Below are 13038 nucleotides of genomic sequence, written 5' to 3' on the forward strand. Positions count from 1 at the left end.
TTAACCATTAAAACTTGACGTTTGTCGATATGGGATTGAAAACAAAGCCTTGTTTACTTATTTTAAAGAGCCCTATTAATCACCCAACTTGGAAAATCCGAATAGACACCCGTTTGAGTACAATGTCTTGATGTTTGCTTGCATCATGGGATTGATAAGGTCTGTATTGGCTGTCATAGGTGATTTAGATAATATCAGTAGTCATCCGGATTTCTATACAGATGCTGCTTTCACGCTCATTTTTTGTTTCGCAATTGTTGCACTTCGAACCTCAATTCCTTTTTTGTGGGTTCTGAGTTTTTTCTACGTTCCTTTTATTGGATTGCTGATTTTCACATTTCATTTTTCAAACGGGCTCCAGCTTAGCATAGAGCAAAATATTTTTGTGGGACTCATCTTTATCATATTCTCACTGAAGGGTAGGCTGATGATTTATTTATCCAGTATTTTAATTGCTGGAGTTTTCCTTTCTATTCTTTTACTAGAAGTTCAATATGACTTTTTAGGCAACTATCAGGATAAGCATTCAAGTGATCTGAATTTCATTTTTGCATCACTGGGCATCATTGGCATTACTTTTTATGCCAAGTATGTTTTGGTGAAGAGAAGAGACAGGTTGAGAGAAAATAGGCATAAACTGCAAATGAAAACTCGTGAGCTCAGCGAAAAACGCCAGGAGTTGGAAAAACAAAAGGTGATACTTGAGGAGCTTACCCTTGCAATAGATAGGCGTGTTTCTCAACGAACTAAGGCACTAAATACTCAGAAAAAGAGACGTGAAAAATATTTGTCCATCCTTTCCACTGAGCTCAATCAGAATTTTGAAAAGACGATGGCTTCCATTGACAGGGTAGAATTGAAAAATCAGGATGGATCATTTTTGGAAATGCTTCGAAAATCAGGCAATTCGCTGAAAACAGAAATTGGGGCGCTGAAAGAAAAAGTGATTGAGGGGCATGATTAAGAAACTTAAAAAATGGATACTCGATGCTGATTTTGAGGACAGAATTTTTCTGATTGCTCTGGCCATTGCTACTCCCTATTTTGTTATCAATATTGTTTTTGACCTTTCGTATACCTCTCAAAAAGAGTATTTGCTACTGGATATCTTTCTTTTGGTGACTAGTGTCACATTGCTTTACCTGAGGCAGTTTCCGCGCCTAAGACCCATCCTGATGAATGCATTTAGTGTACTCACAATCGCAGCTTTCGTTTATTTCTGGATGACTTCTGCTGGGGTTAGGGGAGGAGCCGCTTACATTTTTCCGGTCCTATCAGTCGTTGTAATTTCCATTAGCCGAGGCATTTACCGGTTCATATTTCCAGTTATTCTGGTGGCATTGATTTTTGTACTTACTTCAGACATAATTCCGATTTCTGGTGAAATACTGTATCAGAACTTGCTTTTTGAGTTTTTTCTCAACCTCATCATCATTGCAATTCTATTAATTGTTTTCAAGCTCGCAATAGATCGTGAGCGAAATGATCTTGAAATGCAAAACCATCAGAATAATGAACTAAACAAGGAGTTGATGATCAAGTCCGCCGAACTTGAAGATTACAACAAAGAAATAAAGCTGATCCAGCAGAACCTTGAAGTTCTTGTAGATCGTAGAACAGAACAGCTGAACAACGAGAACCAAAAGGACCTTGAATATTCATTTATAAACGCTCATCTTGTGAGAGCTCCAATTGCAAATATTTTAGCGATCACACAGCACTTGAAAGATGAAAATCCAGCGCTGGAGGGATTAGAGAAAAATGCCAATGCACTGGACTCAACGGTGAGGAAAATTGGTAAAATTCTTTCCTCAGAAGACTGATTATACAAATAACTTCTGGAATCGGATATCCATCTTTTACCTTCTGCAGGACGGATGAATGTAACCTTGGACGAGTCTACAGCGAGATGGTAAGGAAACATAAGTAAATGCACATTGATTATCTTTAGAATTCACCAATTCACCAGTCATGACCAACCGAAGGGAATTTCTTCAGAAAAGTGCAATTGGAGCACTCACACTTCCTCTCTTTTCTTTCACAGAAAGTCAGCATTCGTTAAATGAACTTAAGGATAGTTCGCTAAATGATCAGGATTACTGGAAGCTCATCCGAAAGCAATTTGCTCTGAAAGAGGATCAGACCTACTTCAACAACGGCACCATGGGACCTACTCCCAACTACACTTTGCAAAAAGTGATAGATCACATGAGCCACTATGCCAAGCATGGTGCCGAGGTTGATTATAAAGATGGGTCAGGGCCGGAGTTGCTTAGTGGATATTTCCCCTATCAGGAGCTTAGAGAAAAACTTGGTGCAATCATCAATGCCGATTTCAAAGAAATATCACTCACACAGAATGCCACCTTTGGGATGAATTATGTGGGGATGGGACTAGACCTTCAAGCAGGGGATGAGCTGTTGAATACCAATTTGGAACATGGAGGTGGGTTTGCAGTCTGGCAACTGCTGGCCAAACGAAAAGGATGCATTTATAAACAGGCCACTATTCCGATTCCGGCAAACGACCCGCAGGAGGTCTTCGACGCTATTTTTAAAGAAGTGACCGACAAAACAAGAGTGATCGCTATTCCGCACATTATTTCTGCATATGGGGTAGTCATGCCTGTGAAGGAAATATGTGGGGAAGCTCGTAAACGTGGAATTTTCACCATAATTGATGGTGCTCAATGCGTAGGGCACGTGAAAGTGGATGTGAAAGAAATTGGTTGTGACGCTTACTACTCCAGTTTGCATAAGTGGCTGCTCGCGCCTCCTGGGAGTGGGCTGCTATTTATCAGGAATGATGTGGTCGGAAATATCTGGAGTACAATTGCAAGCTACAATTGGGACAATCAGGAGGATCATGGGTTCCGATTGATGCAAAATGGAACAGGAAATCCAGCATTAATTACAGGATATGATGCAGCGGTAGATTTTTATAATACGGTAGGGGAAGATCGGTGGATTGGAAGGATTAAGGAATTGGGAGACCACCTTAGAGCAGGGTTAAAGCAAATGGAGCATGTGACCATTCATTCTTCAATTCACGATGAAATGTGCGCAGGCATTACTACCTATTCTGTCAAAGGATTGACCGGTCCAGAAGTGCAAAAAATAATGTGGGAGAAGGAGCGACTTCAGCCAAGATCGGTAGGTAAAGATTTAGTTCGCCACTCGGTTCATATTTACAACTCGAAAAATGAAATTGAGAAAGCTCTCAAAGTAATTTCTGAATTAGCATAATGATGAAAATAATAAGTAAAATATCTTTTTTGGTAATTTTAGTATATGCCTGTACACCTTACAATCCAGAAAGTAGTGCAGATAATTCCACCCAAAAAGAGCCAGCAACCTATGATGATTTGGTAGAGTTATTTGTAGAGTGGCGGGGTTTTGAAAACCCACCGCTTTATAACGGTGCTCCTGATTATAGAAGCGTCACTTTTGATATAAGGCAAGCAGAATTTAAGGAGCTCCAAAGTAAACTTTTGGCAATGGATACAGCAGGCTGGTCTGTACCAGAAAAGGTTGACTGGAAAATCGTTTGGGCGGAAATGAATGGCTATGATTTTAACTATCGGATACTGAAGCCCTGGGAGCGAGACCCTGCTTTTTATAAGTCACTTTGGATGTATCGTAGTGATGTGCCGGCGCATGAAGGCCCCACTCATCATGGGACCACCGAAATATGGCAGTATGAATTTCCATTGGATATCGCCTCAAGAGATCAGTTGCTTACCGACTTGAAAGTTATACCTGCTCTCAATTCCCAGGCCAAGACCAACCTGACGGGCAATGCTCGAGATTTATGGGTTGCTGGCATCCGTACTATTGAATTTCAAAGTGAAAACCTAAAGACGATTAAGGAATGGCCGGGCATCAATGAGGATGAAGAGCTCATTGCATCAATTGATGAGGCAATCATTTCTACAGATGATTTCATTACCTGGCTAAAAGATCAGGTACCTAATAAAACAGGTTCATCAGGAATTGGGAAGGAAAATTATACCTGGTACCTTCAAAATGTTCACTTGGTGCCGTTGACGTGGGAAGATGAAGTGATGATTCTTAAGCGAGAGTTGGCACGAGCATGGTCAGCCCTCAAGTTAGAAGAGCATCGCAATCGGACTTTACCTCAACTAGAGCCTGTGGATTCAGAAGAGGCATATGATGCCCTTGCTGACCGATCGGCTGAGAGCCTGATCAATTTTCTGAATCAGGATTCTATCGTTACGGTCAAGGATTATTTTGATCCTGCTCTAAGAGAACATTTGGGTGGATTTGTCCCTGAAGAAACACGGAACTTCTTTTGGATCACAGCCCATCATGACCCCAGACCACTTTACTCTCATTTCTATCACTGGTTTGAGTTGGCCAGGATGGATACTGAACCGAATGAAAGCCCAATCCGCAGGGGACCATTGCTCTACAATATTTTCGATTCCAGAAATGAAGGAACAGCCACAGCGGTGGAAGAAATGTTTATGGATGCGGGTCTATACGATGATGATCCAAGGGTGCGGGAGATTGTGTACATTATGATTGCTCAGCGGGCCGCTCGTGGATTAGGCTCATTGTATGCTCATGCGAATGAAATGACCATGGAGGAGGCTGGAAAGATTCATTCGGAATGGACACCTAGAGGCTGGATGAAAACGGAAAAGGAGCTCCTAATCTTTGAACAACATCTGTACTTGCGTCAACCGGGGTATGGCACCAGTTATATCACCGGAAAGTATTTATTGGAAGATGCAATGATGGGGTATGCCCGTAAAAAAGAAAAGCAGAACAAATCGTTTGTTCTGCTTGAATTCTTTGATGAGCTAAACGCTATTGGAAATATCCCAATTTCGTTGACAAAAGAAGAAATGTTGAAGACAAATTAAGCTTCTTCTTTCTCTTTCACCTCTTTAGTTACTTCCTGGCTTGCTGAATCTTCTGCTGGCTCCTCTTTCTTTAATTCTTTTTTGGTTACGGTCAGCATATACTGTTTATCCATTTTAAACTCATAGATTGCGCTCTCCATCAACTCATATGCAGTTGCTGACTTGGCTAAAATTTCAATTAAATCCTGAGCTACAACAGACATTTTAATGTTGTTGATTGCACGTCCTCTATGGGCTTCCAATGTAAAAGAGTGGCCACCTTTTTCTTTGGCGTTAAGGTCACGAAATTCGTGAGGAATAAATTGATACTCTTGTGGAGCTTGCTCGGAATCGCGCATAAGTTTCACCAACACTGGCTTATACTTATTCCACAATAAAACATAAAGGCTATGATTAACAGGATATGAAGGCATTTTTTCTCATTTTTTTGGTTCTTAAAATGATCCCCGATAAGAGATCGTACATGGAATGAAGAATCAGCTAGTGATTGGTTTTACCCGTACGATCAGCCCTCGCCTCTGAGCATACCTCCCTTCGCAACATCTACAAAGGTAGTGGATAATATTGTTTCTTTCTCATTGACCAAATTTTCCCTTCAGCATTGCGAGTTTTGCCTGCAAATCTCCCTCAGGATTTTGTGATCTGTTTTGATCCATTTTTCTAGTACTATCCGGTCTCTGATTTTTTTTCTTTTCACTCCTTTTTACTTGAGGAGCATCGCCCTTCATGGATAGTGAAATTCGTTTTCTGGAGACATCTACTTCCAGTACAGTCACATTTACTTTTTGTCCCAACTTTACTACCTGAGTAGGATCAGAGACAAAGGAATTGGATAAATGACTGATATGAACCAACCCATCCTGGTGAACTCCTACGTCAACAAAAGCTCCAAACTTGGTGATGTTTGTCACAACACCCGGAAGTTTCATGCCTTGCTTTAGGTCTGTAATTTCATTTACACCTTCTTGAAACTGAACTGCTTCAAACTGATCCCTTGGATCACGGCCTGGCTTATCCAGTTCATCCATAATGTCTTTCAGGGTAGGCAAACCAACCTCATCAGAAACATACTTCTTTAGATCAACTTTTTTTCTCAACTCAGCGCTAGTCATCAGATCCCTCACGGTGGCCTGTGCATCCCTGGCCATTTGCTCTACGGTGGAGTATCGCTCAGGGTGGACAGCACTTTTGTCTAAAGGATTGTCTGCACCTTCTATTCGAAGGAATCCAGCTGCTTGCTCAAAAGCTTTGCCACCAAGTCTAGGAACATTTTTCAAAGCCTCACGTGACTTGAAAGGACCATTTTCATTTCTGTACTTCACGATATTTTCCGCAATACTGGCCCCCAAACCGGAAACATATGTCAGCAGTTGCTTGCTCGCCGTATTCAGTTCTACTCCCACATTGTTCACACAAGACATCACCACATCATCCAGTGATTTTTTCAAGGCAGTCTGATCTACATCATGTTGATATTGACCTACTCCGATAGACTTAGCGTCAATTTTTACTAGCTCAGCCAAAGGGTCCATCATTCGCCTGCCGATTGAGACCGAACCTCTGACTGTCACATCTTCCGTAGGAAATTCTTCCCTTGCAGCTTCAGAAGCAGAGTAGATAGAAGCTCCACTTTCATTCACCATTGCCACAATTACATTGGAATGCAATCCCAGCTTTTTTACAAATGATTCTGTCTCTCGACTGGCAGTGCCATTTCCAATGGCAATCGCTTCAATTTGATGCTTTTCTACTAGATGTTTTACAGTCTCTCCTGCTCGAGTGATGTCTTTTTGAGGTTCGTTCGGGTAGATAGCTGTGAACTCCAACAGTTTCCCCTGTTTGTCAAGGCATACAACCTTACATCCGGTTCTAAAGCCTGGGTCAATCGCCATCACCGCTTTTTGCCCGAGAGGAGCAGCCATCAATAGCTGCTTTAGGTTTTCGGCAAATACCGTGATGGCCTCTTCGTCTGCCTTCTTCTTACTTTCCATTCGCACCTCAGTTTCGATACTTACACTCATTAGGCGCTTGTAGCAGTCTTTGGCAGCTGTAGCAACATGCTCACTAGCCTCGGTGTTGCCTTTCACAAATTCTTTTTCAATGATATGAAGTGCTTCCTCTTCATCAGGGGCAATGTTCATGGAAAGAAACCCTTCCTTTTCTCCCCTTCTTATAGCCAGCAATCGGTGCGATGGGATTTTGGCTATCGGCTCGTCCCATTCGAAATAATCTTTGTATTTCTGAGCATCAGCCTCCTTCTCTTTGCTCTTTAGTACTTTGGAGGTGATTATTCCTTTTTTCATGAAGAGCTCCCGAATTTTCTGACGAGTCTCTGCATGTTCATTGATGGTCTCAGCAATAATGTCACGAGCACCCTGGAGCGCATCTTCTTCAGATTCCACTCCTTTTTCAGAGTCGATATATTGGGCAGCCTCTAATGTCAAATCAAAATTTCCTTGATCTAAAATCTTTAGTGCCAGGGGCTCCAATCCTTTCTCTTTTGCAACACTTGCCCTGGTCTTACGCTTAGGTTTATAGGGGAGGTACAAGTCCTCCAACTTGGTCATTGTCTCAGCTTCATTGATTTTCTTTTCCAGTTCAGGAGTTAGTTTTTCCTGTTCTTTGATTGATTTTAGGATAGCTTCTCGTCGAGCATCCAGATCTCGAAGCTGCTGTATGCGATCCCGAATTGAGGCTACTTGCAAATCATCCAGACTGCCTGTTACTTCCTTCCGGTATCGTGAAATGAAAGGTACTGTGGCTCCTTCATCCAATAATCCAACAGTAGCCGTGACCTGTCTGGGGGTAATATTCAGCTCGCTCGCAATTCGTTCTTCGTGTCTCATACAATCAATCTAAAAATGGTCGCCAAAAATAAGTGGTTGGCGCATCTGGCAATAAAAAAAGTGGGAAGAGTTATCCACTTTTTTTAGAAACAACGAAGGATATTAAGAGTACATTATTTTTTGTGAAGCGGTATGGTCACACCTAAAATGGGAATCCCGGCAATCGAGAATTCACTGGATGTCAAGAGGCCGTATTCCAGACTAGCACGTCCTAGCATGGATCTTCCTCCAATAAATGCAAAGAGTGTATTTTCAATTGCATATCCATCAAGCAGGAGGTAGAAGTTCCGACTTGCGCGTATGCTGCCGGCAAAAGTCAAAAATAAATCTGAGAAGTCTTCGTTTACGAACCCACTACCTGCACCAATGGTAAAGTTTGCATCTCTTGAACCAATTGTTGACATTCCATAGAGGTAGCCAAAAGTCTCACCGTCAAGTGTTCCATAAACACCTCCGATACCAACATTTAATTTATCCTCAACCACAGGAGTAGTCAATCGAGCTGTTAACCACACAGGGGCCTCTGGAGTAAAGAAAAATGTAGCAAGAACACCAGCTCCGATAGAAAAGTTATCAGTAACACCATAGGAGAAGTTGTTGAAGAATATCCAGGTATTTTGATAAAACCCTTCTCCCTTTTTTAAACCATATGCGCTGGTAGATGCAAAATAGTTTGAGCTTTGAAAGTTATGAGGCCAGTTTCTGCTGTCAGTCATTGACCCTATGATTTCCTTAATTTCACTGATTTGATCAATTGGTATTGTGATAGTACCAATAGTATTTGTTGCGATTACTACACTTTGACTGCTTCGTTCTACTATGGTTCCAATGTAAGTATTGCCATCTTTTGTGGTAATATGGTAGATCGTACTGTCAGCAGCAGGTTCCGTGGTTTGTGCCAAGCAACTGTTTGAAATAAACAACGCTCCGATAGTGAGTAGGGTGATTAGGTGACTTTTCATAACAGTGAGTTTAGGTGTTGATTTTAACTTTAGTACATAAAGCAGTTAAATGCCCCTAAAAAACAACCATAAAATGGAATGAGGCCTAAGTCAAATCTAAGTTTTCAGAAACATCAGGCAGGCCATTCATCGTATGTGGTAAATGACTTTTTAATGCTTTATTGTATTTCAGTGCATAGACAGACTTGTATAGCGAAGGATCCTTTACCAGCCGGTCTAGTTGAGTACGAGTTTTAGAGTCAAGTAAGGACATCAGAGGCTGATCAACTTCCAATACATGTTTGATTGACTTTTTGATCTTTAGATCCCAGGCTTCATAGTGGGATTCAAAATCTTGAGGCCCCACTTTCTTTCTGCAGCTTTTTTCACCACAAACGAGGGGAATCTCCACCTCGAGGTTGAATATACCATACTCATCAGTGATTTGCTCTCCAGGATAGATATCTCTGATAGCCATCTCAAAACCATAGCCAGTACTGATCGTGTTGCAATTGCAGCAGTGATTCACATATTTCGCAAAGTCCCAGCTAATAATTCGGTCGCCGTTTTCATCGATGTAGGAATACTTTTCGATGTTGGCCTGCATTTCCGGCGTGTGAGCCAGATAGTCGGTGGGTGAAATCACAATCTCCAGACTGTCTTTCACATAGGTAATCGACCCCTCAGGGATCAATTCCGTCGCAAATACACCATAGCCCACCACGTCATTGATGTATTTGATCTCAGTATTTGGATGGATCATTTATGCAAAGTTTAATCAGTATTTCCGAATTATTATGCATTTAAAAAGTGAGGGGGTGAAAATATTTTTGGAGAGAACATGTCGCTTTCCACCTATACTGATATTCGGGCTGTACGCTCCACACGGTGACGCTACCATCCCGTCTAAATTGCTGAGTGATTCGCTTCGTTTTTAGTTTGTCATGCCGTGCACCGACACGGCATCTTCCTGTGAGTGTTAGTCAAACCACCCTGGAGATAAATCTCTCCATTCTGGGTTTTCTTTCTCGATCAACTCATTCTTCCATTGACGTTTCCATTTTTTGATAAGCTTCTCTCTTTTTATTGCTTCATTCACGTCATTGTGTGATTCGTACCACATTAATTGATTGACCTGATATTTTCGTGTGAATGATTTTGGATCGAACTTCTGCTTATGCTCCAATACCCTTCTTTCCAGATCGTTAGTCATTCCGGTATAAAGAACGGTTTTGGAATAATTGGTGAGAATATAGACGTAATACTCTTTGCAGGGCATCTGTAGTGTTTTTCAGAAGTGCACCAATATTGCATCTTCCTTTGTGATTTAATTGCTCCTGAAGATACCGCATCAGGTGCGGTATGACAAGAAAAGGATGCTCACTCTATTTTGTTATGCCGTCCTCTGAAATGGCATCTTCCTCTGAGATTATCTTCCTTGGAAGATCACGCATTAAGCCTTTCGCGATGACAAGTGGGGATGGCGATTTCATTCCTTTGTCATGCCGTGCAGCAACACGGCATCCTCCACATGAAAAAGAGATTATTGTTTACTGGAAGATACCGAATCAATCCTACCTGCAGGCGTTGCGGTATGACAGGGAAGGAGACACTAACTTCGCACTCATGTTCAATCCCAAATCCATCGACCTTCCCATCGTAGAAATTCTCGATGAAGTCAAAACTCAATTAGCTAGTGATGCGACCCTCATCGTACACGCCCCTCCGGGTGCAGGAAAAAGTACTTTGCTGCCATTGGCACTATTTGAAGAAGCATGGCTCAAGGGGCAAAAGATTATCATGTTGGAGCCGAGAAGGTTGGCGGCTCGTTCAGTAGCCATGCGAATGGCCGAACTGCTGGATGAGAAAGTAGGGGAGACTGTCGGCTATCGAATTCGATTCGAAACGAAGGTGAGCGATCAGACACGAATTGAAGTGGTGACAGAGGGTATCCTCACTCGCATGCTCCACGGAGATAACTCACTGGATGGTGTGGGACTTGTGATCTTCGATGAATTTCATGAGCGCAGCATCCATGCGGATGTGGCATTAGCATTATGCAGAGAATCACAGCAGGTGTTAAGACCAGACCTGAAAATATTGGTCATGTCAGCCACACTTAATACACCCCAACTGGCTGGTCTACTAAATGCCAAAGTGGTTGAAAGTCAAGGTCGGCAATATCCTGTTGAAATTTTTCATGAAGGCGATCAGGATCAGTTTATGATTCCGGAAATGACCGCCAATACCATTTTGAAAGCCTCAAAAAAGCACGAAGGGGATATTTTGGTTTTCCTCCCCGGACAGGGAGAAATAAAGAAATGTGAAGGTATTCTTCGTCCAAAACTGCGCGGATGGTCTATCCATCCGCTCTACGGACAGCTGCCCTACAACAAACAGAAAGCAGCCATTCTTCCGGATCGGGAAGGGAGACGAAAAGTAGTACTGGCGACCAATATTGCTGAGACCAGTTTGACCATCGAAGGCATCAAAGTAGTAGTTGATACCGGATTCGGACGTACTATGAAATGGGATCCTAAATCAGGATTATCTCGTTTGGAAACTGTGCAGATCTCCAAGGATTCTGCAGAGCAGCGAGCAGGAAGGGCCGGTCGATTGAGTCCTGGCGTGTGCTATCGCATGTGGTCTAAAGTGACCGACGGCCGACTGCAGGAACACCGAACGCCAGAGATTCTGGAAGTGGATCTGGCTTCTTTGGCCTTGGATCTGGCCAGCTGGGGTATCACTGATCCAACCAGCCTTACCTGGCTGACTCCTCCGCCACGCGGAGCGTGGCTTTCTGCTATTAATACCCTTCATGAGCTGGAAGCACTGGAAAACGGGCGCATCACTGAACATGGAAAAAACATGCATCGATTGCCATGTCATCCGCGTATTGCTCACATGATGCTGATGGCAGAAGAAGAAGATCATGTCCCCTTGGCCGCTGACATAGCCGCATTGTTGGAGGAACGGGACCCTCTGGGTAATGATGCTGGCATTGACATCAACACCCGAATTGAAGCCTTACGCACGCACCGAAGAGAGCAGCGAAAAGGCGGAAGGCTGGATCGTATCGAAAAGGTTGGAGCATCCTATCGCCAACTATTTGATGTGGAAGAAGACAATGATCCATTCGATCCGTATGAAACCGGATTGCTGCTGACGTATGCTTTTCCTGAGCGGATTGCTCATAACAGGCCGGGAAATAATGCCCAGTTTAAGATGGCCAATGGCCGAATAGTTATGGCTGGGCATAAAGATGATTTGGCACACGAATCCTGGTTGGCTGTAGCCAATATGGATGCCAGAGATGGCATGGGAAAAATATTCCTGGCATCTCCATTGAACCCCAAAGATCTGGCTTCAAGAGTAAAAGAAGTAGAGGTGATTGAATGGGATACTGAAGATGGAGGTTTGAATGCAAGCAAAGACCTACGCATTGGCAACATTGTATTGAAATCGGTTCCGCTACCTGATCCTGATCCCTCGCATTTGGTAGATGCCATTTCCAATGCGATCAAAAAAGAAGGGCGAACGTTACTGGATTGGAATGAGGAGGTAGAGCAGCTACAAAATCGGGTAAAAAGCTTAAGCAAGTGGAGAGTAGGAGAAGGCTGGGATGATTTCAGTACGGACAATTTATTATTGACTAATAATGAATGGTTGACACCTTACCTGGAAGGTATTCGTAAGCCACATGAGCTAAAAAAGATAAGCCTGTATGAGGTGCTGTATCATTCGCTGGATTATGAAAAGCAGCAACAGTTGGAGAAGCTGGCACCTGCTAAAATGGAAGTACCAAGTGGCTCGAACATCAAAATCATGTATCGGGACAATGGAGAAGCACCTGTATTGGCAGCTCGTATCCAGGAGCTGTTTGGCATGGCGGAAACACCAACTGTAAATGATGGAAAGCAACCTTTACTGATCCATCTTCTTTCCCCAGGTTTTAAACCTGTGCAGGTTACTTCTGATTTAAAAAACTTCTGGAACGAAACTTACCATGAGGTGCGTAAAGACCTGAAAGGCCGCTACCCCAAGCACCACTGGCCCGACGACCCCTGGACAGCAGAGGCGGTGAAAGGGGTGAAGCGTAAAGACAGTGGCAAATAACCTTCTTCTGAAATGCCGTTCTTGAAACGGCATCTTCCTCCCTGGAACGTCACCCTGAACTCGTTTCAGGTTCTAAATCATTGTTTATGGTCTGCAAAATACAGATTCGAACCTGCCGGCTGGCAGGCACAGTGAAGAATCTAAATCACTGGATAAGATGCTTCGTTCACGGAAGGCTGTCTCAACATTATGCCTTCATAAATATTTCCGTCACTGCGAGCGAGGGACGAGCGAAGCAGTCTCATA

General features: G+C 42.9%; 10 protein-coding genes. 5 read left to right on the top strand and 5 right to left on the bottom strand.

Going from position 1 to position 13038, the window contains the following annotated elements:
- The first annotated feature begins 88 nt into the window (after nucleotides 1-88).
- The 4 genes from ACEQZT_RS09445 (at nucleotide 89) to ACEQZT_RS09460 (ending at nucleotide 4889) form a co-directional block, all read left to right on the top strand.
- A complete protein-coding gene (locus ACEQZT_RS09445) occupies nucleotides 89-964 on the top strand; it encodes a hypothetical protein (protein ID WP_370089187.1) in 876 nt (291 codons plus the stop codon).
- On the top strand, nucleotides 957-1823 hold the full coding sequence (locus ACEQZT_RS09450; protein ID WP_370089188.1) for a hypothetical protein: 867 nt from the start codon (nucleotides 957-959) through the stop codon (nucleotides 1821-1823). The genes ACEQZT_RS09445 and ACEQZT_RS09450 overlap by 8 nt, the downstream gene beginning before the upstream one ends.
- Before the next feature lie 148 nt (nucleotides 1824-1971).
- Nucleotides 1972-3246: an aminotransferase class V-fold PLP-dependent enzyme gene (locus ACEQZT_RS09455; protein ID WP_370089189.1), complete on the top strand. Its 1275-nt coding sequence runs from the start codon at nucleotides 1972-1974 to the stop codon at nucleotides 3244-3246.
- Nucleotides 3246-4889: a hypothetical protein gene (locus ACEQZT_RS09460; protein WP_372530149.1), complete on the top strand. Its 1644-nt coding sequence runs from the start codon at nucleotides 3246-3248 to the stop codon at nucleotides 4887-4889. The genes ACEQZT_RS09455 and ACEQZT_RS09460 overlap by 1 nt, the downstream gene beginning before the upstream one ends.
- Here ACEQZT_RS09460 and ACEQZT_RS09465 read toward each other — a convergent pair.
- The 5 genes from ACEQZT_RS09465 to ACEQZT_RS09485 all read right to left on the bottom strand — a co-directional run bounded on the left by ACEQZT_RS09465 (nucleotide 4886) and on the right by ACEQZT_RS09485 (nucleotide 9955).
- Nucleotides 4886-5302: a hypothetical protein gene (locus ACEQZT_RS09465; RefSeq protein ID WP_370089191.1), complete on the bottom strand. Its 417-nt coding sequence runs from the start codon at nucleotides 5300-5302 to the stop codon at nucleotides 4886-4888. The two genes, ACEQZT_RS09460 and ACEQZT_RS09465, sit on opposite strands and share 4 nt — an antisense overlap.
- 162 nt (nucleotides 5303-5464) lie before the next feature.
- Nucleotides 5465-7735: a Tex family protein gene (locus ACEQZT_RS09470; RefSeq protein ID WP_370089192.1), complete on the bottom strand. Its 2271-nt coding sequence runs from the start codon at nucleotides 7733-7735 to the stop codon at nucleotides 5465-5467.
- Between the two features lie 113 nt (nucleotides 7736-7848).
- On the bottom strand, nucleotides 7849-8697 hold the full coding sequence (locus ACEQZT_RS09475) for a hypothetical protein (protein WP_370089193.1): 849 nt from the start codon (nucleotides 8695-8697) through the stop codon (nucleotides 7849-7851).
- An 85-nt stretch (nucleotides 8698-8782) separates the two neighbouring features.
- Entirely contained in the window at nucleotides 8783-9439 is a 657-nt protein-coding gene (locus ACEQZT_RS09480) for an SET domain-containing protein (protein WP_370089194.1), read from the bottom strand.
- A 216-nt stretch (nucleotides 9440-9655) separates the two neighbouring features.
- Nucleotides 9656-9955 carry a GIY-YIG nuclease family protein gene (locus tag ACEQZT_RS09485; RefSeq protein ID WP_370089195.1) on the bottom strand — a complete coding sequence of 100 codons (300 nt, stop codon included), beginning with the start codon at nucleotides 9953-9955 and terminating at the stop codon, nucleotides 9656-9658.
- Between the two features lie 347 nt (nucleotides 9956-10302).
- Here ACEQZT_RS09485 and hrpB point away from each other — a divergent pair, with 347 nt between their 5' ends.
- Nucleotides 10303-12792 carry an ATP-dependent helicase HrpB gene (hrpB, locus tag ACEQZT_RS09490; RefSeq protein WP_370089542.1) on the top strand — a complete coding sequence of 830 codons (2490 nt, stop codon included), beginning with the start codon at nucleotides 10303-10305 and terminating at the stop codon, nucleotides 12790-12792.
- Nucleotides 12793-13038: the final 246 nt, after the last annotated feature.

This window comes from Ekhidna sp., from assembly GCF_964218185.1.
In the GTDB taxonomy this organism is placed as follows: Bacteria; Bacteroidota; Bacteroidia; order Cytophagales; family Cyclobacteriaceae; genus Ekhidna.